General features: G+C 43.9%; 24 protein-coding genes. 2 read left to right on the top strand and 22 right to left on the bottom strand.

What is annotated here, in order from left to right; genetic code table 11:
- Positions 1 to 90: 90 nt before the first annotated feature.
- From ACIQXR_RS00475 to ACIQXR_RS00460, 4 genes are all read right to left on the bottom strand, one after another.
- Positions 91 to 1227, bottom strand: a complete 1137-nt coding sequence (locus ACIQXR_RS00475; RefSeq protein ID WP_402869669.1) for a bifunctional cystathionine gamma-lyase/homocysteine desulfhydrase — start codon at positions 1225 to 1227, stop codon at positions 91 to 93.
- Position 1228: 1 nt separating this feature from the next.
- Entirely contained in the window at positions 1229 to 2152 is a 924-nt protein-coding gene (locus tag ACIQXR_RS00470; protein ID WP_402869671.1) for a PLP-dependent cysteine synthase family protein, read from the bottom strand.
- A gap of 105 nt (positions 2153 to 2257) precedes the next feature.
- Positions 2258 to 2953, bottom strand: coding sequence for a 5'-methylthioadenosine/S-adenosylhomocysteine nucleosidase (mtnN, locus tag ACIQXR_RS00465; RefSeq protein ID WP_402869673.1), 696 nt, complete (start codon positions 2951 to 2953; stop codon positions 2258 to 2260).
- Positions 2954 to 2969: 16 nt separating this feature from the next.
- Positions 2970 to 3608 carry a class I SAM-dependent DNA methyltransferase gene (locus ACIQXR_RS00460; protein ID WP_402869675.1) on the bottom strand — a complete coding sequence of 213 codons (639 nt, stop codon included), beginning with the start codon at positions 3606 to 3608 and terminating at the stop codon, positions 2970 to 2972.
- A 137-nt stretch (positions 3609 to 3745) separates the two neighbouring features.
- Here ACIQXR_RS00460 and ACIQXR_RS00455 point away from each other — a divergent pair, with 137 nt between their 5' ends.
- A complete protein-coding gene (locus ACIQXR_RS00455; RefSeq protein WP_402869677.1) occupies positions 3746 to 3958 on the top strand; it encodes a DUF2536 family protein in 213 nt (70 codons plus the stop codon).
- A 41-nt stretch (positions 3959 to 3999) separates the two neighbouring features.
- Here the strand turns inward: ACIQXR_RS00455 and ACIQXR_RS00450 are convergent, their stop codons facing one another.
- The 8 genes from ACIQXR_RS00450 to mltG all read right to left on the bottom strand — a co-directional run bounded on the left by ACIQXR_RS00450 (position 4000) and on the right by mltG (position 12238).
- Complete coding sequence (locus ACIQXR_RS00450) at positions 4000 to 4641, bottom strand: YrrS family protein (RefSeq protein WP_402869679.1); 642 nt, start codon at positions 4639 to 4641, stop codon at positions 4000 to 4002.
- An 86-nt stretch (positions 4642 to 4727) separates the two neighbouring features.
- Entirely contained in the window at positions 4728 to 6479 is a 1752-nt protein-coding gene (locus tag ACIQXR_RS00445; protein ID WP_402869681.1) for a peptidoglycan D,D-transpeptidase FtsI family protein, read from the bottom strand.
- A gap of 92 nt (positions 6480 to 6571) precedes the next feature.
- Positions 6572 to 7048 carry a transcription elongation factor GreA gene (greA, locus tag ACIQXR_RS00440; protein WP_402869683.1) on the bottom strand — a complete coding sequence of 159 codons (477 nt, stop codon included), beginning with the start codon at positions 7046 to 7048 and terminating at the stop codon, positions 6572 to 6574.
- 278 nt (positions 7049 to 7326) lie between these two features.
- Positions 7327 to 7965, bottom strand: coding sequence for a uridine kinase (gene udk, locus ACIQXR_RS00435; protein ID WP_402869685.1), 639 nt, complete (start codon positions 7963 to 7965; stop codon positions 7327 to 7329).
- 1 nt (position 7966) lies between these two features.
- Complete coding sequence (locus tag ACIQXR_RS00430) at positions 7967 to 9238, bottom strand: peptidase U32 family protein (protein ID WP_402869687.1); 1272 nt, start codon at positions 9236 to 9238, stop codon at positions 7967 to 7969.
- Between the two features lie 24 nt (positions 9239 to 9262).
- A complete protein-coding gene (locus ACIQXR_RS00425) occupies positions 9263 to 10192 on the bottom strand; it encodes a peptidase U32 family protein (protein ID WP_402869689.1) in 930 nt (309 codons plus the stop codon).
- Complete coding sequence (locus ACIQXR_RS00420; RefSeq protein ID WP_402869691.1) at positions 10179 to 10844, bottom strand: O-methyltransferase; 666 nt, start codon at positions 10842 to 10844, stop codon at positions 10179 to 10181. Before ACIQXR_RS00420 ends, ACIQXR_RS00425 begins: the two co-directional genes overlap by 14 nt.
- A 257-nt stretch (positions 10845 to 11101) precedes the next feature.
- Positions 11102 to 12238: an endolytic transglycosylase MltG gene (gene mltG / locus ACIQXR_RS00415; protein ID WP_402869693.1), complete on the bottom strand. Its 1137-nt coding sequence runs from the start codon at positions 12236 to 12238 to the stop codon at positions 11102 to 11104.
- Between the two features lie 326 nt (positions 12239 to 12564).
- Between mltG and ACIQXR_RS00410 the strand changes: the two genes are divergently transcribed.
- A complete protein-coding gene (locus ACIQXR_RS00410; protein WP_402869695.1) occupies positions 12565 to 12720 on the top strand; it encodes a hypothetical protein in 156 nt (51 codons plus the stop codon).
- A gap of 57 nt (positions 12721 to 12777) precedes the next feature.
- Here ACIQXR_RS00410 and ACIQXR_RS00405 read toward each other — a convergent pair whose 3' ends face one another.
- From ACIQXR_RS00405 to recD2, 10 genes are all read right to left on the bottom strand, one after another.
- On the bottom strand, positions 12778 to 13074 hold the full coding sequence (locus ACIQXR_RS00405; protein ID WP_402869697.1) for a DUF1292 domain-containing protein: 297 nt from the start codon (positions 13072 to 13074) through the stop codon (positions 12778 to 12780).
- 11 nt (positions 13075 to 13085) lie between these two features.
- Positions 13086 to 13511: a Holliday junction resolvase RuvX gene (gene ruvX, locus ACIQXR_RS00400; RefSeq protein ID WP_402869699.1), complete on the bottom strand. Its 426-nt coding sequence runs from the start codon at positions 13509 to 13511 to the stop codon at positions 13086 to 13088.
- A complete protein-coding gene (locus ACIQXR_RS00395) occupies positions 13511 to 13780 on the bottom strand; it encodes an IreB family regulatory phosphoprotein (protein ID WP_402869701.1) in 270 nt (89 codons plus the stop codon). The genes ruvX and ACIQXR_RS00395 overlap by 1 nt, the downstream gene beginning before the upstream one ends.
- 67 nt (positions 13781 to 13847) lie before the next feature.
- Positions 13848 to 16484: an alanine--tRNA ligase gene (gene alaS, locus ACIQXR_RS00390; RefSeq protein ID WP_402869703.1), complete on the bottom strand. Its 2637-nt coding sequence runs from the start codon at positions 16482 to 16484 to the stop codon at positions 13848 to 13850.
- A 308-nt stretch (positions 16485 to 16792) separates the two neighbouring features.
- A complete protein-coding gene (locus tag ACIQXR_RS00385) occupies positions 16793 to 17869 on the bottom strand; it encodes an AI-2E family transporter (protein ID WP_402869705.1) in 1077 nt (358 codons plus the stop codon).
- Between the two features lie 208 nt (positions 17870 to 18077).
- Entirely contained in the window at positions 18078 to 18296 is a 219-nt protein-coding gene (locus ACIQXR_RS00380; protein ID WP_402869707.1) for a hypothetical protein, read from the bottom strand.
- The gene (locus tag ACIQXR_RS00375) at positions 18286 to 18747 is read right to left on the bottom strand and encodes a PRC-barrel domain-containing protein (RefSeq protein WP_402869709.1); all 462 of its coding nucleotides are present in this window, start codon (positions 18745 to 18747) and stop codon (positions 18286 to 18288) included. Before ACIQXR_RS00375 ends, ACIQXR_RS00380 begins: the two co-directional genes overlap by 11 nt.
- Positions 18748 to 19275: 528 nt before the next feature.
- Positions 19276 to 20043, bottom strand: coding sequence for a TPM domain-containing protein (locus tag ACIQXR_RS00370; protein WP_403079283.1), 768 nt, complete (start codon positions 20041 to 20043; stop codon positions 19276 to 19278).
- Positions 20043 to 20609 carry a LemA family protein gene (locus tag ACIQXR_RS00365; protein ID WP_402986363.1) on the bottom strand — a complete coding sequence of 189 codons (567 nt, stop codon included), beginning with the start codon at positions 20607 to 20609 and terminating at the stop codon, positions 20043 to 20045. The genes ACIQXR_RS00370 and ACIQXR_RS00365 overlap by 1 nt, the downstream gene beginning before the upstream one ends.
- 111 nt (positions 20610 to 20720) lie before the next feature.
- Entirely contained in the window at positions 20721 to 23147 is a 2427-nt protein-coding gene (gene recD2, locus ACIQXR_RS00360; protein WP_402869715.1) for an SF1B family DNA helicase RecD2, read from the bottom strand.
- Positions 23148 to 23175 lie beyond the last annotated feature (28 nt).

The following is a 23175-nucleotide window of genomic DNA, read 5'->3' as shown; positions in this document are numbered from 1 at the left end:
CTTCTAGTAAACAATCTATATCTCATTCTACCATATTAATTCCAAATGGTTGGGTGTAAATAATGGCAGGCAGCTGTGTGGGTGATGGTTCTATCCTTCTAGCGCCTGTTCTAGATCTTCCAAGAGGTCTTCCACATCTTCAAGTCCTACGGATATTCGGATTAATCCATCCGTGATGCCTAAGGTTGCGCGTCGTTCGGCTGGAATCGAGGCATGAGTCATCAAGGCCGGAACCGAAATGAGGCTCTCCACTGCCCCAAGGCTTTCGGCAAGGGTGAAGTATTTCATTTTTTGAAGCACCCGTTCTGCCTTTGCACCACTGCCGACATCGAATGAGACCATGCCACCAAAACCCCGGGATTGCTTTTTGGCAATTTCATGGTTGGGATGATTGACGAGGCCTGGATAATACACCTTTGAAATCGATTCATGCCCGGTCAGGAAACGGACAATTGCCAAGGTGTTCCTTTCGTGTTCTTCCATTCGAATGCCGAGTGTTTTCATTCCGCGCATCAACAACCAGGAATCTTGAGGCCCCAGCACGCCTCCTGTGGAGTTCTGGACAAAGTGAAGGTCTTCCCCTAGTTTTTCGTCATTCACGACGGCAAGACCAGCCACAACGTCACTGTGGCCCCCAAGATACTTCGTTGCACTATGGAGAACGATATCTGCCCCGAGCGTAAGCGGATTTTGCCAATATGGAGTACTGAACGTATTATCCACAATGGTTAGCAGGCTGTGTGCCTTCGCTATTTTAGCTATTTCTTCAAGATCGGTGATTTTCAATAAAGGATTGGTCGGGGATTCAATGAACAGCGCTTTTGTATTCTGCTTAATCCCTTTTTCTATAGAGTCTATATCACTCGTATCGATAAAGGTGGCCTCCAGCCCAAAACGGTTCAGGATTTTTGTCATCACCCGAAAAGATCCTCCATAAACGTCATCAGTCAGCAAGACATGATCCCCTTGATTAAAGAGCATCATCACAGCCGTCATTGCCGCCATTCCGGAACCAAAGGCAAATCCCCGTTTCCCCCCTTCAAGCTCCTTGATCAATTCCTCGAGAGCATGGCGGGTCGGATTGCCGGTACGGGAGTACTCATAGCCCCTGTGCTTTCCAGGCCCATCCTGTTTGTATGTGCTTACCTGATAGATTGGCACCGATACGGCCCCTGTTTTTTGATCGCCAAAAATGCCTCCATGAATCAATTGCGTCTTCTTCCTCACTTCATAGGCCTCCCCGATAAATATTTTTGCTTAAATAACGCTCGCTGGAATCCGGAAAAACGACGACGATATTTGTACCTGCCCGGGCCTTTTCCGCTTCCATCAAGGCCGCGGCAAACGCAGCACCAGAGGAACTCCCGACGAGCAGTCCTTCTTTCAAGGCTAATTCTTTCACCTTGGCAAAGGCCTCTTGATCGCTTATCGTATGAATCTGATTAAAATACGCCTCATCCATGTAAGCGGGTAAAAACTCCATGCCGATTCCTTCCGTTTTATGGGGTCCCGTTTTCCCGCCGTTTAAGATGGATCCCTCCGGTTCGACGATGACGGTTTTGACTGCAGGGTTTTGTTCTTTTAAATATCGGGATGTCCCCATGAAGGTTCCTCCAGTTCCCGCACCGGCAACAAATACATCGATCCTGCCATTGAGCTGCTCCCAAATTTCCGGACCAAGTGTTTTATAATATGTCTCCGGATTCGAGGGATTGGCAAACTGTTGAGGACAGTATGCACCAGGAATTTCGGCAAGAAGTTCCTTTGATTTGGCAATGGCTCCTTTCATACCGTCTTCAGTGGGGGTTTGCACAACTTTTGCCCCAAGAGCACGCATCAGCTCCTGCTTCTCGCTACTGAATTGCTCCGGTACACAAAAAACCACATCGACACCCTGGTTAATCGCTGCCAAGGCTAAACCTATCCCTGTATTTCCAGCGGTCGGTTCGATAATGGTCCCACCTCTTTTTAATGCTCCCGTGGCAAACGCTTGCTTCAAAAGTTCTTGGCCAAGACGATCCTTCACGCTTCCCCCAGGATTGAGGAATTCCAATTTAGCATAAATCCGGACATCATTCGGAATCGTGAAAGAAGTGATTTCCATCATGGGCGTCTTGCCAATCAAATCATGTATGTTGTGAATGACCTTCATAGTGGACATCCTCTCTAAGTTTTCTTAGAAGCTTAGTTGGTTTAAAGGTGGAGATAAAGAATAATCAGCGGAATGGCTTCCGCTGATCACTAGCTGTTTTGTGGCTTATTTCATTTTTTCAACCATTTTCAGAATCAGTTCTGCTGAATGAAGCGCCGCCGTTTCCAGGAATTGATCAAAGGAAACATTGGACTCCTTGCCAGCGATATCCGAAAGCGAGCGAATAATAACAAACGGTGTCTGGAATTGATGTGCAACCTGAGCGATTGCTGCCGCTTCCATTTCTACCGCATATAAATTAGAGAATTTACCTCTGACGAATTCGACACGAACCGGATCATTCATGAACGAATCACCCGTCACGATCAATCCTTTTGCCACTTGGATATCTTTAATTTCCTTAGCCGCTTCTTCTGCTATCGTGAATAGCTTTTCATCCGGGATGAAAGCAGCAGGCAGTTGTGGCACTTGACCATATTCATAGCCAAAAATCGTTACATCCACATCATGATGGCGCACTTCAGTTGAAATGACGACATCGCCGACATTCAAATCAGGGTGATATCCACCTGCAGATCCCGTATTAATGACTGCATCCGGTTTGAACTTTTCCAAAAGGATTGCGGTCGACATGGCCGCATTCACTTTTCCGATTCCTGATTTAAGCAAAATGACATCGATTCCATTCAATGACCCTGTATTGAATTCCGAACCGGCAATCGTCACCTGTTCCAGCCCTTCCAATTTATCGCGTAAAATCGTAACTTCTTCTTCCATTGCTCCGATTATGGCTACCTTCATTAGTAAAAACCTCTTCCTATATTTTTTCCGCCTCCATAATCCAAACAAATGAGTTGCAACGCTCAAAATTCACAGTGAACCCATGTTTTACAAGCACTTTTTCCAAAAAAGGAATCGTCGTGTAATATTCTGTTTGCAAATCCTTCGCCAAATTATGAAAGCCTGCATCCTCTGCATCCCGAATCGCTTGATCATGCGCTTCTTTTGATTGATACATGGTATCCGCAAACACTATTCTACCACCAGCATTCAGTAACTTTCCATAGTTGGCAATGGCTTTTTCTTTTTCTTCATCCGTTAAATGGTGAAAAGCATACGTACTAACGATTGAATCGACCTGTTTCGGCATCGGAAAGTCGATGAAATCACCATCCACGATTTCCGTTTTATCCTGTAACTTTCTGATTGCTATTTCTCTCATGGCTGGAGATGGTTCGATCCCAGATACCGTGAGACCGGCTTTTATCATCCGTTCCGTCAAGTTCCCCGTTCCCACCCCGAACTCCAATACATGACCACGGGACCGGCTCGCGACACTATCCAATATTTTGTCATAGTGCTTAAAAACCTCTTGATATTCAATATCCTGTCCCTTGACGGATTCATCATACGATTTAGACCATTCATCAAATAGTTCCAAAAACTCTCTGCCCATATTAATCACCTTTTTATGAGAAATAATCATACCTATGAACAGAATATGAGAGTAAACAAAAACGGTTCGCATTTTTTAGGCAGTTTCACCAGATTTGATGGTACACTAACACTATCAAAACCTTGGAGGAATATAGTATGGATTTTCAACTTGATTTAAATTTATTCGAAGATAAAATTGAATTTTTCGAAGCGGAAAGCATCAAGAGCCTAGAAGAAAAAGTCCAATCCCAAATTGAGATCAACAAAGCGATTTTGCTACAGGTGCACTCCGTATCACACCAAATGTATGTCAGTGAAGAAGGACGCCGCTTCTATAGCGCCGTCGTTCATTTTAAAGCGAAAAAATGAAAAAAATCCCGGAAAGCCATCGCTTTTCGGGATTTTCATGCTTACTTTTTATCATTCACTTTCAATTCTTCCACTTTGACTGGTCTCCATCCAGATCCGTCCACCCACTCGATATGTACACGATATGTTTGAGATTCGTTTCCATCTGAAACAGTGCCGATGGCCGTACTCGGAGATCCACCGTTTTGTAACCACCATAACTTCATGCTGCCTTCGTCCACACCAGCTCCAAGGGCAATCGCCTTACGCATTTCATTCCAGTCAACCGAACCTTTTTCGAAGCTTGTCGTATGTTCACCCGATTGCTCTGTACCAACCGGTTTCCAGCCCTCACTCGTATAAGCCTTCTCGACATTGCCATCTCCGCTTGCCTCCACTTCTAAAAGCTCAGCATCCTTGTCCTTTTCTTCCTCAGTCGTATCTGTAGCTTCTGAATCTTCCTCAGCCGCTTCTTCTTCCTCGACTCCTGGTGCATCTTCTTTTTTCTCTGTTTTCTCAGCTTTCTTCTGTTGTTTTTCAGTGGTTTGTTTCGGCTCGGTTGTCGCTTTTTCTGTGGAATCGTCATCACTAAGGAAAATCGTGGCTGCCACAATGACAATGAGAATGGATACGATGGTAATCGCGATATTATAAATTTTATTTAATTTTCGTTTTTGATCTCTCTGATTGAATCTAGAACTCAAGATCCATTCCTCCCTACCTTTACTTTCAGCCTCATTCTATCATGATTCAGCTGGAGATAGAAGGGGAAGGTTTCCTACACTTTTCGTCAATTCTCGCGTATATTCTGGTCCTTGCTATATAGAACATTTACAATATCTGAAAATAGAGGCGTCATGCTGGAACTACTTTCATTTGTTTCAAAATTCACCGTAACCAGTGCATATTTGGGATTTTCATACGGAAAATACCCAGCAAACCATTTATTGAGCTCCCCTTTTTCAATGTTAGTCTGTGCAGTCCCCGATTTCCCTGCGACCTCAACAGGAAGGTTCTTTAGAGAAGCACCGGTCCCTTTCACTTCCGTGACCACCTTTCGTAAAAGATGTTGCAATTTCATCGCCGTATAAGGCTTCACTGTATCTCCCGCCATTGTTTGTGTAGGAAAGTCGACTACCGTCGTGCCGTTGTCGAATTCTACCTTCGAAACTGCTTTGACCTGTTCTTTCTTCCCTCCTCTTGCAATGGTCGCCATCATATTGGCAATGGCAAGTGGTGTGGTTTGGACATCCTGTTGACCAATGGATGTCTTGACAATCATTTTCGGATCCTTTTTCAATTGTTCATCATGCCATACCTTTCCTTTTTGTTCATGGTACAACTGGGTGACGGCCGTATGGTAAACATCCCCCTGCCATCCGGATTGGCCAACCAACCCCAACATTTCAGCATATTTATCCAAAAAGTCCGGATCCTTTACGGCGATTTCCTTCGATAATTCGGCAAATGTCCTGTTACAGCTCTGGGCAAAGCTATTCTCAAAATTCAGCCTGCCAAGCTCTCTCTGTTTATCGGCTTCCCCTTCAATCGTTTTATCACAATCAAACGTTCTAGTCGGGCTCGCAGCCTCGTAATCGATGACAGCTGCTGCCGTTACCGTTTTAAAAACGGATCCGGGCGTTTTTTGAGTGAGCATCGTATTGATGGCACCTTCGCCATTGGGGTCCTTTTTATTAAGGGCGGGGCGGGACACCATGGCCACAATTTCGCTTTTTTCAATATCAATCAGCACAAGTCCACCTTTTTTAATCCCGCGCTCATCCACGAGCTTCTCTGCTTCTTCTTGAATGCTCTTATCGATGGTCGTGATCACTTTGACAGGGTAAAGAGGGTTGGCAGGTTCCACATATTTTACGTCCACGCCAAACATCGGACCCCCACTGGCATCGACATGAAATACGAGCTTTGATTCTCCATCGGAAAGTAAGAACTCATCAAATGTCCTTTGTAAACCCGTATTGCCAATTTTCGTATCTGCAGAAAGCTGCATATCCGGGTAGCGCTTTTTCTTTTCGGCATCCGATATATTCGTTGTACCAATCAATTGTGCGGCGGGTATTTGATCATGATATAGCTTTTCGTTCACCGCAAATACGCCAGGGATTTTCAATTCATTGATTGCCTTGGACTGATCCAAGGTTAGCTCGATCGGGTCATCCCCACCAAAAACAAAGGGATCTTTCGCTTCTGCGATCGACTGTCTCAGTTCCCATTCCGTCCTGCCGATTATGGAGGCGACTTGATCTATAGGCCAGTTCATCTTATTTAAAAACGGAAACAAAACAAGTGTCGGGATTTCTACATGGGCAAGTGGAATGCCATTTCGGTCGTAAAACTTCCCCCGTCCGTCGTCAATCTTTAAAATTTGCGAGCGTTGGTTTACACTTGCTTCTATTAAATTCACATCATGCTTGGAAAAGGATTCTGTAGACACTAGTTGGATATAAGCTATTCGGCCAATGAGCATCAGCATGAACATAGCCAAGACAACTGCAAGTATCCTCATTCGTTTCTTTTTCATATAGAAACACCTCGTTACCATTGTTGACGAGGTTCGGATTTTTAAACACTAAAAAGAGGATGCCCTCATGGACATCCTCCTGGAAAACGCTATTAGCTAATAGAAACGATTTTGACGCTCATTTCGCCGCCTGGCGTTAGGATTGATACTTTGTCGCCAACTTTTTTCCCAATCAAGCTTTTGGCAATGGGAGAATCATTCGAGATTTTGCCTTCGAATGGATCTGCTTCAACGCTACCCACGATGGAATACGTTTCTTCATCACCATTTGGAAGTTCTATGAATGTTACAGACTTACCAAGAGTTACTGTATCTGTATTCAAATCATTGTCTTCAATGATTTTAGCATTACGAATCATGTTTTCGATGGTAGTGATACGACCTTCAACAAATGCTTGCTCTTCTTTTGCAGAATCATACTCAGAGTTCTCTGAAAGATCGCCAAAACTACGGGCGATTTTGATTCTTTCCACCACTTCTTTACGTTTAACCGACTTTAAATGTTCTAGTTCTTGTTCTAACTTCGCTTTACCTTCGTTAGTCATTGGATATACTTTTTCAATTGCCAAAACCCTTCACTCCTTCAAATTCTTCACAGCTGACATCCCGCCGTGACCAGTTTATGTACTCTATAAGTGCTTACCCGAAAAAAAATATATATAATCACATGCCACTACGGAACAACCGTCCCTTAGTATATAAACCGACTGCATTAAGCAGCCGGTTCGTTCTGTATCAAGAATAGATTATTGTGTTTTCCAACATTTGTCCAGTCTTTCCCTATAAATAATTGGGATTTTTATATATATGAGGTAAAATGGCACCTATCATTATTTATGCTATGTTATTACAAAAAAGACTTTTGTTCAAGGATTGTTTGTATTTTTGTTACCATGAGGTCAATTGCCACATGGTTTTGCCCACCTTCAGGAATGATGATATCGGCATATCGTTTCGTCGGTTCGATGAACTGATTATGCATCGGGCGAACGACGCTGATATATTGATCGATGACAGAATCCAAGGAACGGCCACGCTCTTTAATATCACGAGTCATACGTCGAAGGATTCGCAAATCTGCATCTGTATCCACATAGAGCTTCATATCCATCAAGTCTCTTAGGCGTTGGTCTTCCAATACCAAGATTCCTTCAAGAATGATGACGTCTTGTGGTTCAACCGTTATGATTTCATCTGACCGCGTATGGTTCGCGTAATCATAAACCGGTTTCTGAATCGTTTCATATTTCAATAATGCATTGATGTGTTCAATCAATAAGTCATTATCGAATGCAAACGGATGATCATAATTCGTTTTCAAGCGTTCCTCAAACGGCAAGTGGCTTTGATCTTTATAATAATAATCTTGTTCGAGCATCAAGATGGAATGTCCATTGAAGAATTCAAAAATTGAGCGTGTTACACTTGTTTTACCTGATCCCGACCCACCGGTAACTCCGATGACTACTGGTTTTTTCCTTGTCATGTTAATTCTCCTTACGCATCATATTGTTCACATATACCGGCTTATCTACTTGAATGCGGACAATTTGAAGCGGATGACGTGCTGCGTCCAACTCTTTACCCATTTCATCCCAGATAATGCCGATTTTTTGAGTAAAGTTCTCAATCTCGGGTCCGAAGAATTCCACCTCATCACCAGGCTTGAAGAAGTTACGCTGCTGTAAGGTAGCAATTTGAGTTTCCTCATTATAATCAAGTACCAATCCAGCGAAGTCAAAGCGAGTCTTTACGGTATGATTCCCGAACATTTGTTGTTTATACCCAGGGATTTCCCCCTCCATGAACGATGAAGCCGTCTCACGATTTGCACATTTATCAAGCTCTTCCAACCATTCAGGTTGAATCTCGTAATGATCCGGATCTGCGCAATACGCATCAATCACTTTACGGTAGACACTGATTACCGTTGCGATGTAGTGAATGGATTTCATCCGGCCTTCGACTTTTAAACTATCAATCCCAATTTCGATCATGCCTGGCAAGGATTCGATCAACTTCAAATCTTTCGGACTCATCGCGAATGGTGCATCTTCTTTATCGAATAACGCTTTCTCCCCATCCTGATTCAATTCGTACAAGTCATAATCCCAACGGCAAGACTGACAGCATCCTCCCCGGTTGGAGTCACGTGCCGTCATATGGTTGGAAAGTGTGCAACGGCCTGAATAGGCAATACACATTGCCCCATGTATGAAGGTTTCAATTTCGATGTCGACTTTTTCCTTCATTTCACGGATTTCATCAGCACTCGTCTCACGAGCTAGCACGACACGCTCCAGACCTTCTTCTTTCCAATACTGGACAGCCTTCCAGTTCGTAAGCGATTGTTGCGTGCTCAGATGAATTTCTACTTCCGGAGCCACACGCTTACACGTTTCGATGATCAATGGATCTGCCACGATAATTCCATGAATCCCCGTATCACGAAGGCCTTCCATATATTCTTCAAGACCATCGATATTTTCATTATGGGCATAGATATTCGTAGTCACATATATTTTCGCACCATACTTTTTAGCGAACTCGACGCCTTCCTTCATTTCTTCAAACGTGAAGTTTCCGGCATTCGAACGGAGACCATATTCCTGTCCACCAATGAATACGGCATCTGCACCATAATGGACAGCGATTTTTAGTTTTTCCAGATTACCAGCAGGAGCCAGCAATTCAGGTTTTTTTACAATGACTCTCTTTCCATCAACTATCTTGGAAATTTTATCAGCAATAGCATTCAAGGCTATTCCTCCTCTTTCCCTTACTTAATAAACCGATTCTTTAAAGAAGAATCCGGTATCTAACTCACGGTTATCAGGTTGAATCGCTTGGATTTTTTCGAACAATTCCATTTTGACATCCTCATAGCGATCTGGATCATCCGCACATAAATCTATCGCCTCACGGTATAATCTTGTGACGGCCACAATGTATTCGGGCGTTTTCAGGACCCCATCGATTTTCAGGGAATCCATTTCCGCTTCCATCAATTCCTGAAGTTCATCAATCATGCACATATCATTCGGACTCATGATATGTGTACCGTTTTCATCTTCATATATCGGGTATTTATTTTCACGTTCCGTATCATGCAGGAACATATTCTTTTGTTCTGTTCGGTTTCCGACTTCCAACGCCTTGCCTTGGTATTCGAAATAGTTGCCAAGTAGCGTACGCTTCGACTGGAACATACATGTCATGCCGTGAACTTGAACTTCAATTTCAACTTCGGCATGCTCCTTCATTTCGATGATTTCGTCCAAGCTGATTTCACGGGCTGCAACGGCCCGCACCGCTCCGCGTTTCCCCCAGTAATTACAGGTGTACCAGTTGGTAACCGTCATCTCTGTGTTCCAATGTAATGGCATATCAGGGGCAACAGCCCTTACAGCCATCAGGACTGCGGGGTCACCGTAGATAATCCGGTCAGCTCCTGCTTCTTGTAGGAAAGCTATATAGTCTTCAAGCTCGTCCACTTTATCATTATGAAAGATTGCATTCATGGACACGTATACTTTTTTACCTGCAGTATGCGCCATTTCAATTGCCTTCTTAACGTCCACACGAGTGAACTCCCCCGCTAAACGAAGCGCATAACGCTGCTCACCGATTACGAATGCATCAGCACCCGCCTCGATCAGTTCAGCTAGATGTGCGATATTTATCGGAGTCACCAGTAATTCAGGCTTTTTCATGTTTGTCACCTCTATGTTTACTAATAGCTACACCATCACCAATCGGTAAAATTACGGTATCGTAATGAGGATGGTCATGCAGCCAGATATTAAAGTCTTTTATTTTTCTAATAAGCGCTCGCTTACGTCTCGTCATTTCCATCTCTTCGATGTTTTCAGCAACCAAGCCTTTAAATAATACATTATCAGTAATGATTATGCCAGCTTCATTCAGGAAAGGTTCGAACAGCTCAAAGAAACGCTTGTACTGTCCTTTCGCTGCATCCACAAAGATGATGTCGAACGGGCCATGATCCTTCACGTGAGGCCCTGCTTCTAGTGCATCGCCTTCTATGAGTGTGATTCGCTCCGAAAGACCAGACTTGGCTATGTTCGCCTTCGCCTGTTCAATACGCGCTTCATTCCGTTCCAGCGTGACAATACGCACATCCGGTAAGGTTTCTGCCATTCTAATCGCCGAATATCCGATTGCTGCGCCCACTTCCAATATGGCCTTCGGTTGGTGAAGCCTCAAAATCTGTAGCAGCACCTCTATTCCTTCAGGCTCCATGATCGGTACATTATGTTCCCTTGCAAAATCCTCTAGCTCCTTAATCAATCCGGTACGTTCCGGAAGTAAGTCGTGAAGATATTGGTCTATTTTTCCGTTCAAGACATTTCCTCCAATGATAAAAAAAACGAAAGCGTCTTGGCCGGCTCTCAATGAAATTCCGCATCATATACAAAACGAACTAGAACCAGCATCACTTGACTATCTACGTTTCCTTATCTTTTCAAAATAAAACCCGGCAAAAGCCGAGTTACAGTCATCAATAAAATCGGATCTGAAATTTTTACGTTTACTATTCTATCATAAAAACAAGGGGAAAGTAATATCCCTCTCCCCTTAGTCCCTATTGCCCTTGCCATTTATTTATTGGTAATATGCTGTGCCTTTTTATTATTGTGCTCTTCCAGTGTTTTGGAATATAGAACTTCTCCTTCAGGTGTAGCCAAGAAATAAAGGTAATCGGTCTTCTTAGGCTTTAAGACCGCTTCAATCGAGGACTTTCCGGCGTTAGCGATCGGACCTGGAGTCAGGCCTTTGTTTTTGTACGTATTATATGGTGATTTCACCTCAAGGTCTTTGTATAGGACCCTGTCTTTGTGTGAGCCTTTTGCATACAAAACGGTAGGATCCGTTTGTAATGGCATATCTTCCTTGAGGCGATTATAAAAGACGGAAGCTATGGTTTTGCGATCGACCTGAGCTGTTGCTTCTTCTTCAACGAGTGAGGCAAATGTCAATAGCTGGTGGGCCGTATACTCTTTTTTCTCCATCAGTGATTCGAATGGCTGAAGGGTTTCCTCCGTTTTCTGGAGCATCTCCACTACCATGGATTCAATGGATGGTTTTTCTTCATAAAAGTCATAGGTTGCCGGATACAGGTACCCTTCAAGTGGATATACGACATTTTCATTATCGATTTCCGATGTCAGAAGCTCAGGGAATCTCGTTTGCATGGATTTTACGAATTCCTCATTATTCAATTTCTTAAATATCTCTTTAGAGTCTTGATCTGTCTTCACAGCGATAATATCGGCTATTTGGACTAGCTGCTTGCCTTCCGGAATCGTTATCCTAAGGACGGCCTCTTTCATCAGTTTCCCGGTTTTGATGCTCGTCACAATATCCTTGATTGGCATCGATGGAGAGAGCTTATACTCTCCTGCCTGAAAGCCGGATTCATTTCGGAACTTAATATAATATTTGAAAACACGCGCGTCTTTGATGATTTCCTGCTCTTCAAGCAAAATCGAAATATCACTAATGGAGGAACCAATCGGAATTTTCACCGTCTTGATCGTATCATCCTCTGGATCAAAGGGCTTCATCGCCGAGTTAATATAGAAGAATCCCACAAGGACGACTATCCCTACAATTAAAATAAGTGCAGCAATCGTAATCATGATAATTTTACGGACAAGCTTGGCCTCCCCTTGTTGTTCTAGCATCTTCATTCGAATATGTTGTTTTTTAGATAGCTTTTGATCCTTTTCATCCATTTCCATTCCCCCTGCAAACTGCACACCCACTACAGATTGTTTCTAGAAGATGCTTTCTCTAATTATAACTTTGCTTCGAATATTATACTAAAACCTACAAAAAAATACATGTTTTTTGTATAACTACCTTCGTTCCTACTCTATTTATGGCAAAAGAAGGCCAGTTTTGTCAATAGAAGGTGGTTATTTTATAGGAATAAAGTGATAGGTTCCCGTCTATGTAAATACAATGAATTTTCCGAACTTCGTTGTATCAGGTCCTTTAATTCATACAACTATTTGGATATTCATGATAAAATCCTTTTAGTGTGGAAAGGTGTGGAAAAATGGATAATTCCTATGTCATGGGGTGGGGCACATTAGCATTAATCAATGCCGGAATTGCCCAGGGTAAAAACAGAACGGGTTTAAATTGGTTTCTATTATCATTAGTTTTAGGTCCAGTCGCTACTTTTATTCTCTTGTTTGTGGAGAAAAGATAAGGGATGGGGACATACTAAAAAAACTGGCCTTGGGATACAAGGCCAGTTTTTGAGAAATTATCTTCCTTCTTCTTCTGCTTCTTCATTATCAAGGAATGTATTCAACATTTCCTCCACTAGATCCCACTCTTCTTCAGTTTCGATTGGAGCAAGCTCACCATCTTTGCTGTCTTCACTTGGTGTGAATGATGAAGCGTGGATTTCAATTTCTTCCTCGTCATCTTCAGCAGACATTGGGTAATAAAGTACGTAAGATTTGTTGAATTTCTCAGAGTCAAATGTGAATAAGATCTCACAAAGCTGTTCGTTACCATTCTCATCTACTACTGTAATATTGTTTTCACCGTGTTCCATTTATCTTCACCTCATATTGAATTTGTTTGTCTGTCCAAGAACCCTTGTAGAATCATGACAGCTGCCATTTTATCAATGACTTTCTTGCGTTTACTTCGGCTCACGTCCGCCTCGAGAAGGACACGTTCAGCTGCCATCGTTGTCAACCGTTCGTCCCAGAGAAACACTGGCAGCTTGAATTTCCATTCTAAGCGCTTGGCGAATTCTTGACTGATTTCGCCGCGCGGGCCAATGGTTCCGTTCATGTTTTTCGGGAGACCAATGACAATCTTAGAAACTTCGTATTCTTGTATGATTTCCTTGAGACGTTTTAAGCCGAATTCGTTTCCAGCTTCGTTAATTTTGATTGTTTCCAATCCTTGTGCAGTCCAACCCATCGCGTCACTCACGGCGACACCGATGGTTTTTGAACCTAAATCAAGACCCATTGTGCGCATTAGTATTCCTCTCGATGGTTCTTAAGATACGATTTGACCAATTCTTCAATGATTTCATCGCGTTCCAGCTTGCGGATTAAGTTGCGAGCATCCATATGGCGCGGGATATAGGCCGGGTCACCTGATAATAAATAACCGACAATCTGGTTAATCGGATTATACCCTTTTTCCTGGAGAGCCACATACACTTTTGACAAGACTTGCTGAACATCTCTTTCGAATGGTTCTTCAGGGAAATTGAACTTCATCGTTTTATCAAAGGAACTCATTATCATACACCTCTCCTCAGCGTCTTAGAATTCCATCATTACCTCATTGTACAACACTTTTCACTGATTATGAAATCGTTAGGACCCATTCTTCAACAAAATTAAGTGCCGCATCCAATTTTTCTGGGTCTTTCCCACCTGCTTGTGCCATATCTGGGCGTCCACCGCCTCCGCCACCGCAACGTGTAGCGACTTCTTTAATCAATTTACCTGCATGGAAACCGCGATCGATGTAATCTTTCGTAACGCCGGCTATTAAGTTGACTTTATCTCCTTGAGCCGATCCCAACACGATAATGACTGAATCAAGTTTTTGTTTTAACTCATCTGCCATTGCACGTAAATTATTCATGTCAGTAGCTTGGACTTTGGCCACAAGGACTTTCACGCCATTGATTTCTTTTACGTTCGAAACAAGGCTTCCCGCTTCGATATTGCTTAATTTAGCAGCAAGGCTGTCGTTCTCACGTTGAAGTTCTTTAGCATCCGCCAAAATGGTTTCGATTCTTGCAGGAACATCCTTCATATTCGTTTTCAATTTAGACGCTGCATCCTTCAATACATGAATCTGTTCAGCCATCAAGTTGTAGGCTCCAGCTCCTGTAACGGCTTCAATCCGGCGTGTACCCGCCCCGATGCCACTTTCAGAAACAATTTTGAATAAGCCGATCACCGCTGTATTCGGTACATGGACACCACCACATAGCTCAAGGCTATAGTCGCCTATTTGAACGACACGGACAATCTTGCCATATTTCTCACCGAATAGGGCCATCGCACCCATCGCTTTTGCTTCTTCGATATTTTTATATTCCGTATTCACTTGTAAGCTTTGCCAAATTTTTTCGTTTACAATCGTTTCGATTTGTTCAATTTCTTCTGCCGTAATCTGACCGAAGTGTGAGAAGTCAAAACGAAGGCGTTCCGCTTGTACAAGCGATCCGGCTTGATTGACATGCGTTCCTAAGACATCCTTCAAAGCTTGGTGTAGAAGATGTGTAGCCGTGTGGTTTTTCGTAATCTGGATGCGGTTTTCTTGATTGACCGCTGCCATGACTGTTGCATCAGTTGTTAATGTACCCGCCGTAACCGTGACACGGTGTAGGTTTTGGCCATTCGGTGCTTTTTGCACATCAAGGACATCCACTTTCACCAATTCACTCACAAGCGTTCCTTTATCGGCAATCTGCCCGCCGCTTTCCGCATAGAATGGCGTTTTATCCAGGATTACCTGTACATCTTCGCCTTCATGTGCTTCCGTCGTAAGCTCACCATTTTTCACGATGGCTACGATTTTCGCTTCAATTGAAGCTTGTTCATATCCGACAAATTCACTTTCGACTTTAATCTCACCTAATATTCCACCTTGGATTTGCATGGAGTCTACATCTTGGCGAGCAGAACGTGCACGTTCGCGTTGCGCTTCCATCTCTTTTGCGAAGCCATCTTGGTCAACTGTCATGCCTTCTTCTTCCGCATATTCCTCCGTCAACTCAATCGGGAAGCCGTATGTATCATACAAACGGAATGCATCGCTACCAGGAATGACCGTGTTGCCTTTTTCTTTTTCCTTCTTGATGACTTCAGAAAGGATTGCAAGACCATCATGAAGCGTTTCATGGAAACGTTCTTCTTCATTTTTGACCACTTTCGCAATGAAGTCCTTCTTGTCGAGAACTTCTGGGTAGAAATCCTTCATGATTTCGCCCACCACTGTCACAAGTTCAAACATGAATGGACGGTTGATGTTGATTTGCTTAGCATAGCGAACCGCTCTGCGCAGTAAACGACGTAATACATAGCCTCTTCCTTCATTGGATGGAAGTGCCCCATCCCCAACAGCGAATGCCACGGTCCGGATATGGTCGGCGATGACTTTGAATGCCACATCTTTCTCGGAATCGACACCATATTTCACATCGGCGATTTCTTCTACCGCATGAATGATCGGCGTGAAGAGGTCCGTATCATAGTTGGTTGCTACATTCTGCACGACAGAAGCCATACGCTCAAGCCCCATGCCTGTATCTATATTTTTCTTTGGAAGCGGTGTGTAAGAACCGTCCGGATTATGGTTGAATTGAGAGAACACAAGGTTCCAGACTTCTAGATGACGTTCATTTTCGCCACCTGGGAATAATTCTGGGTCATTCGGGTCATCTCCATATTCAGGTCCACGATCATAGAAAATCTCCGTATTCGGGCCACTCGGACCTTCACCGATATCCCAGAAGTTTTCTTCCAGACGAATGATTCGTTCAGCAGGAATGCCGATTTTCTTGTTCCAAATCTCGAATGCTTCTTCATCTTCCGGATGGATGGTTACGGCTAACTTTTCTTTGTCGAAACCAATCCACCTTTCGTCGGTCAGGAATTCCCAAGCCCATGTGATCGCTTCTTCTTTAAAGTACTCACCAATGGAGAAGTTACCAAGCATTTCAAAGAATGTATGATGGCGTGCTGTTTTCCCCACGTTCTCGATATCATTTGTACGGATTGCTTTTTGAGCATTCGTAATTCTTGGATTCTCAGGAATCACCCGTCCGTCAAAATATTTTTTCAATGTGGCTACCCCGGAATTGATCCATAGCAATGATGGATCTTCATGCGGAACCAATGACGCGCTTGGTTCGATATTATGACCTTTTTCACTAAAGAAATCTAAATACATTTGGCGGATTTGAGCACCAGTTAAATACTTCATCTATATATCCTCCTCTAAAAAATATGTAATTTTGCGCACGACAAAAACTCCCATCCCAAAAACAGGGACGAGAGTCAACTCGCGGTACCACCCTGATTATGGACACATAAAACACCTTGTCCATCACCTTCATAAATGCCTTAACGCGGCAAGACGGCAGGTATTAACTGCTCTCCGGACTAGCTTTCTGCTGCTCTTCACCTCGCCATCCCTTTCAGCCTAAGGGGATGCCTCTCTTTTAGATGGTCTTCAGCATACTTCGTCCTTCAACGAATTATCTTATGTATTGGATTATATTCACAAGAGTTTTATTTGTCAATAAGCGGCGGCCTCTTTCTGAAATGAACCCTGGCATGCTGCACGAAAACTTTCAAAATGGCCAAAATCGGGATTGCAAGCACCATTCCAATAATTCCGCCTACCTCACCACCAGCCAGGAGGGCAAACATGATGAAAAGTGGGTGCATATGAAGGCTTTTCCCGACAATGAGTGGCGACAAAATATTCCCTTCAAGAAATTGCAGGATGGCCACGATGACAACGACGATGATCACCATTTTGACAGAAATGGTAGCGGCTATGATGACCGCTGGAATGGCCCCGATGATGGGACCAAAATAAGGGATTACGTTCGTTATCCCGATGATTGCACCCAATAATAAAGGATATTCCATCCCGGTGATCCAAAACAGCAAGGATGAAATCACGCCGATCGCAACACATACGATAATCTGTCCCCGGATATATCCCCCAAGAGAAGCATCGACATCTTGGACAAAGGCACGGCCCTGCTTGCGCCACCTTTTCGGCGTCATGTACCAGGCCATCCTTTTCAAAGAAGCAAAATCTTTCAGGATATAAAAAGCGATGAATGGGATGATGCCAATTAAAAGTACGAAATCGAATAGTTTCAAGGCGAAGTCCATCAGCTTTTCCGGCATTTCACTTAACCAATTTTCAAAAAGGACAACGCCTTCCTCGAATCGTTCGTGGATGCCGAACGGCCAGTCTGCGGTTTGATGATTAAGCTTTTCCACCCTGCTCCGATATTGTTCAACCAGTTCCGGTACACTCTCCGAAAGTTCCCGTACTTGACTGGTCATCATGGGAATTCCCTTATATACCGCAAATCCGATTCCTCCGAAAAAAACCAAATAAATAATCACAATCGATAGCCAACGGCGCATCCCTTTTTTGTTCAAGAATTCCACGACCGGATGCAGCAAGTAACTAATGAACGCTCCGATGAAAAATGGCAGTAGGACTGTTAAAACCACCGTAACAACGGGACCCCACATAGGCTTCAGTTTCATAAAAATATAGATGATGAAAAATAAGAGCAACAAAAAACCGAGTCGATAAAACCATTTCATGCGAATACTCACCTTACCCACCTCCCTAGCCCACTTATTATTCGAAGGGGAAGGGTTTTTCATACCCATATACTAGAAAAGCGATGCAATCATTGCATCGCCTTTTCAAATGGTTAGAGCATCGATTTTATTTTCTTTCGAATTCTCTTCATTTTTTTGTTTATCGTTTTAGAATTCATCATGTTCATGAATCGTCTAGCCATTACATGCACCTCTTCCGTTAATTACATTTGAAGCGGCGGTCATTTTCCTCGAACAAATCATCCAAAGAGCTTAAACTTCCATCTTCTTCGACCTGATGCGTGTTGATCAAACCTTCAGAAATGGTCATTTCTATAAAACAATTCCAACAATAAAATTGGTTTACGCCAATTTTCCCGACATCCTTACTGCGACAATTCGGACATTGTATTTCCAAAATGGACACCTCACTGTTCATAAACTGAAACAATGATGGCATCCTTCCCTAAAGTAGGTGGTTGTTTTGACTCAATCACTGTCGATTCTGAGAAAAAACCATCCGTTGTTTCATACGCTATAATCGTGCCCATTTTTTCCAGAAAATATACGTCCTGCAGTAAGCCTAGCTCGTCGCCCATTTCTGAAAGAAGCATACGACCCACTACCTGATCCTTTGAAAACCAGATGGAATCGTCCATCATTTTCTTTGGTGTCATATCCTGTTGCAGGACGACCCCATCGGGACCAAAGGAAAAGATATCTTCCAGTGCCAGAAGAAGATCCTTCTTGAATAATGCTTGCCGATGGATGACCAGACCGTTCACCAGCCCAGCATCTGATAGTGACAAATCGTGAACCATCCCGATTTTCTCACCCTGGGCAGTAAAAACCGGCAACCCCTTCAATACAGAAAACGTCCGCAAAGTCATCCCGCCCCTCCGAACATTTTTAGTATTGCTTCCTCCCCTCCATTAGATGTACTGAAAGGTTTTCCATTCCTTTTTCAGGCAAGAAAAAAGACCGGTTTCCCGGTCCTCAGAATGTAGATAAACTCTTTTTTTATGGCTTGTACAATGCGGACGTTGATTTCCACTCCAGGTACTCGCTTTCCGCGGGCGGTCCGCGAGCCTCCTCGGCTTTCGCCTGCGAGGTCTCCCGTAGACACGCTTTTCCCGCAGGAGTCTCGTACCTTCCGTTCCAATCAACTTTGTTTTAACTTTTTCTAAACACGAATCTATTCAGCGAGATCGACTTGATATGAAAACGGGAAAATCAACTGGTGGCATCGAACATTTGGTTCTTAAAATGGAGGCTGCCCTGAATGTATAGAAGATGCCCAATTGGACATGGCAAGTTTAGGCGAAGATTCGAAAGGAATTTCAAAAGGGGAGCGGAACTTAATAATTCCGACCCCCTTTTGTCTACACTCTGAAGACCGGATGCACGGCCCTGCCTTTCTACCAACCCCTGCTGGAACCTCCGCCTCCCGAACTTCCTCCGCCTCCGCCTCGAGGACCGCCACCGCCACGGCCGCCCCCTCCGCCTCCGCGACTGATGAACATCAAGAGGATATTGAGTAAGGTTTGAAGGAAAAATCCTTTGAAAAGTTTAGCATCCAAAAAGACCACAATAATCGCTACGATGATGATGAAGAAAATCTGAATGCCCGATAGCTGGGTATTTTCTTCCGGTTGAACGGCATATTCTTGGTAAAAGTCTTCCCCTAGATTGTACTCTTGTAAAACCTCATTATAGACGGCCTTATATGTTTCAGTCAGAGCAAGATTGTATTGATTCGCCTTCAAATGCGGAATGGCCACATTGTCCAATATCTGTCCTGATTGGATATCCGTAATGGCCCCTTCCAATCCGTACCCCACTTCGATCCGAATTTTCTTTTCCTCGACGGCGAGAACAATAAGGACTCCATTGTTCAAATCCGCATCGCCGAGTTTGAATGACCTTAAAGCCTCAACAGAATATTCTTCGATTTCAGAGCCTTCCATGGAATTGACGGTCAACACGGCCACCTGTGCTTTGCTGGCATCCTCCAACCTTTTTCCCAACTCAATTAACTCGGCTTTTTCCTGCTCATTCAATACGCCGGCAAAGTCCTGGACGTAGATGTCACCAACTGGTTTTGGGATATTCGGTTCTGCTGCGACTACGTTTGCAAAGTTGAAAGTGAAAAGGAAAAGGAGCGCAAACACAGCAAGCTTTTTCATTACTTATCGCTCCCGAAATCAACCTTTGGTGTTTCTTTATCTTGTTCACTCACTTCATAATACGGTCTCGCATCAAAGCCGAATGCACCTGCCATCATGTTCTTTGGAAAACGTTTAATTTCCTTGTTATACGAGGTGACCTGGTCGTTATAATCTTTTCTTGCCACAGTCAAGCGGTTCTCCGTTCCTTCCAAGCTATCCATAAGACTTTTGAAGTTCTCATTAGCCTTAAGATTTGGATACTTCTCCACTACCACCAAGAGACGACTCAAGGCCCCGCTCAGTTCTTGATCAGCACCGATTGCATCTTCGGTAGTATTGGCACCGGCTAACTTCGCACGGGCATCACTTACCGCTTTAATGGCCTCCGTTTCATGTGAGGCATAACCTTTTACCGTTTCTACAAGGTTCGGTATTAAATCCGCCCTTCGTTTTAATTGGTTATCCACCTGTGACCACTTATTGTCCACATCTTCACTGCTGCTGACGAGGCTGTTATAGGAAGTCGCGCCAAAAATGATAAGCAGGACCACGACTACTAGTCCGATTAACCAACCCTTTTTCATACTGTTTCCCCCTTATTTTGATTCTAAGTATAATTACATTCTATATTTATTCCACTAAAACTATGAGTTATAAACTAAATCTAGACAAAAAGCCGAAGATTTAATCTTCGGCTACATAAAATCATATGGCGTAACATTGCCCATACCAATCATCGGATCAGCATGCAGGAGTACATCAAGATAACTTTCCTCATGTTCCGGCACTCCTGCTTTTCCATCCAATCCTACAACTTCCTTAACAGAGAAATCCCCATCCAAGGTTTCCCGGAGTTTTTCAAGTAAGGTCGTTTTCCTGCGCATTTCATCATTGCGCTCGATACCCAGGCGGAAAGCATCTTCTTCACCGCACAGAATCAGGAAACTTTTGCTTCGCGTTATGGCTGTATACAATAAATTCCGGCGCAACATCCGGTAGTAACTCTTCACGACAGGTAAAATCACAATCGGAAATTCACTTCCCTGTGATTTATGGATCGAACAGCAATACGCGTGCGTAATCTGGTTCAGGTCCTGCTTCGTGTAGGTCACTTCAATGCCTTCAAACGAAATGATCACTTTATCTACATGATCCGTATTTTCTTTTGCGAACAGAATCGAGACGATTTCACCCATATCTCCATTGAAGACGCCCTCCTCCGGCTGATTCACCAGCTGGAGAACCTTGTCACCCGTCCGGTAGACGACATCGCCGAATTTGATTTCGCGACGCTTTTCATCCTTATTGCTATTGAATACTTCTTGCAGCATCTTATTCAAAGCGTCAATTCCTGCAGGCCCCCGGTACATCGGTGCCAGCACCTGAATATCCTTAGCCGTGAAGCCCTTCGTCCTGGCATTCGCGACGACTTTCTCGATCACCTGAGCGATTTGTCCGGTCTGACAACGAATGAACGAGCGATCCGCCTGCTGCTTCGTCACATCGTCAGGAAGCCGGCCTTTTTTAATATCATGAGCGAGTTCAATGATCGATGAACCATCTGCCTGACGGTAAATATGTTCAAGACTGACAGTGGGTACACACTTTGACCCGAGCAGATCCTTGAGCACTTGACCTGGTCCCACCGATGGAAGCTGATCTTCATCGCCCACCAAAATCAGCTGGACATTTTCCGGCAACGCTTTAAATAACTTCTGAGCCAACCACGTATCCACCATGGACACTTCATCAATGATGACAATTCGTCCTTCGAGTGGATTATCTTCATCATGAGCAAAACCCTCGCTTCCGTTCCATCCAAGCAATCGATGAATGGTCACCGCCGGAAGTCCAGTGGACTCTGCCATCCGTTTTGCCGCTCGACCTGTAGGAGCCGCTAGGACGAATGGAAAAGAATCTGCCCCTTCTTTTTTATAATCGTGGATGTCCATCGAAACCCCATGAAGTTCCGCATACAACTCGACGATTCCTTTAATGACAGTCGTCTTCCCCGTACCTGGACCACCCGTCAAAATCAACATCGGCGATTGGAGCGCCGTTTGGATCGCTTCTTTTTGTGCAGGAGCATAGGAAACATTGAGCCGTTCTTCCAGCTTACCAAGCGCAAGTAGGAATTCCGATTCCGGAAACTGGTCTTCATACTCCGTTTGGGCTAGCAGGCGCTTTATGTTCGCTACGATTCCCTTCTCCGAATAGTAGAGGGACGGCAAGTAAATACGTTGGTCTTCAACAATAATTTTGCCCAGCTCGGTCAATTCGATTATTTCCGAGGAAATATTCGTAAACTCTATTCGGTCCCGCTTATTTTCCTCTAGCAACCGTTTGACGGCTTCTAATAACCGCTCGGCCTCTATGTAGATGTTTCCATCCTGTAAGCATTGAGATTCAAGCGTATATAAGCAGGCAGCCTTGATGCGATCGGGATGGCTTCCTGAAATGCCTAGCTGATGGCCAAGCTCATCGGCACGTCCAAAACCAATCCCTTCTATATCCTCCACAAGCTTGTAGGGATTCCCTTGAAGCATCGTGACGGTATCCTGTTTATACGTTTGATAAATCTTCATCGATAACTGTGGACCAAAGCCATATTGATTCAGGGCAATCATCACCTGCTCGAGGCCCTGGTGCTCGACCAATGTATCGTAAAGACTTTTCGCCTTTTCACCTGTCAGCTTCGGAATATCATCAAGAATGGATGGCTGGGCCAGAATTTTGGAAATGGCATTCTCCCCCAGCTTTTCAACAATGCTCTCGGCAGTCTTTTTCCCGATGCCCTTGAATAGTTCACCGGATAAATAACTGACGACGCCTTCCTTGGATCGGGGAAGGTCTTTCCGGAATTGTTCCACATGGAATTGAAGGCCAAACCTGGGATGCTCCTTCAGGGCCCCATAGAATATATACACCTCGTCCTCATGCATCCTCGGAAAATACCCGGTAACGACCGCTTCCTTCTCATCATAATTCAAATTTGTTTCATCCAAACGGATTCTGACAACCGAATACATATTATCTTCGTTATGAAAAATCGTCACCAAATGGCGGCCTTTCATAAACATCTTCTCTTCAGAAAACAAATCCATCGAATCCTGCTGAGCCAACGCTTCTCCCCACCCTTCCCATGCTTTT

The sequence above is a fragment of the Peribacillus sp. NPDC097224 genome (genome assembly GCF_044761985.1).
Lineage (GTDB): Bacteria > Bacillota > Bacilli > Bacillales > DSM-1321 > Peribacillus.
This window is presented reverse-complemented; position numbering and strand designations above follow the sequence as displayed.

Coding starts and splice junctions, on each gene's coding strand:
- alaS (WP_402869703.1), bottom strand. CDS start 16,484: ATGAAGTATTTAACTGGTGCTCAAATCCGCCAAATGTATTTAGATTTC.
- ACIQXR_RS00470 (WP_402869671.1), bottom strand. CDS start 2,152: ATGAAGGTCATTCACAACATACATGATTTGATTGGCAAGACGCCCATG.
- mtnN (WP_402869673.1), bottom strand. CDS start 2,953: ATGAAGGTAGCCATAATCGGAGCAATGGAAGAAGAAGTTACGATTTTA.
- ACIQXR_RS00405 (WP_402869697.1), bottom strand. CDS start 13,074: ATGGAACACGGTGAAAACAATATTACAGTAGTAGATGAGAATGGTAAC.
- ACIQXR_RS00455 (WP_402869677.1), top strand. CDS start 3,746: ATGGATTTTCAACTTGATTTAAATTTATTCGAAGATAAAATTGAATTT.
- ACIQXR_RS00365 (WP_402986363.1), bottom strand. CDS start 20,609: ATGAAAAAGGGTTGGTTAATCGGACTAGTAGTCGTGGTCCTGCTTATC.
- ACIQXR_RS00425 (WP_402869689.1), bottom strand. CDS start 10,192: ATGAAAAAGCCTGAATTACTGGTGACTCCGATAAATATCGCACATCTA.
- ruvX (WP_402869699.1), bottom strand. CDS start 13,511: ATGCGCACAATGGGTCTTGATTTAGGTTCAAAAACCATCGGTGTCGCC.
- ACIQXR_RS00410 (WP_402869695.1), top strand. CDS start 12,565: ATGGATAATTCCTATGTCATGGGGTGGGGCACATTAGCATTAATCAAT.
- udk (WP_402869685.1), bottom strand. CDS start 7,965: ATGACAAGGAAAAAACCAGTAGTCATCGGAGTTACCGGTGGGTCGGGA.
- ACIQXR_RS00460 (WP_402869675.1), bottom strand. CDS start 3,608: ATGGGCAGAGAGTTTTTGGAACTATTTGATGAATGGTCTAAATCGTAT.
- ACIQXR_RS00380 (WP_402869707.1), bottom strand. CDS start 18,296: ATGAACAGTGAGGTGTCCATTTTGGAAATACAATGTCCGAATTGTCGC.
- ACIQXR_RS00375 (WP_402869709.1), bottom strand. CDS start 18,747: ATGACTTTGCGGACGTTTTCTGTATTGAAGGGGTTGCCGGTTTTTACT.
- mltG (WP_402869693.1), bottom strand. CDS start 12,238: ATGGATGAAAAGGATCAAAAGCTATCTAAAAAACAACATATTCGAATG.
- ACIQXR_RS00395 (WP_402869701.1), bottom strand. CDS start 13,780: ATGAGTTCCTTTGATAAAACGATGAAGTTCAATTTCCCTGAAGAACCA.
- ACIQXR_RS00445 (WP_402869681.1), bottom strand. CDS start 6,479: ATGAAAAAGAAACGAATGAGGATACTTGCAGTTGTCTTGGCTATGTTC.
- ACIQXR_RS00370 (WP_403079283.1), bottom strand. CDS start 20,043: ATGAAAAAGCTTGCTGTGTTTGCGCTCCTTTTCCTTTTCACTTTCAAC.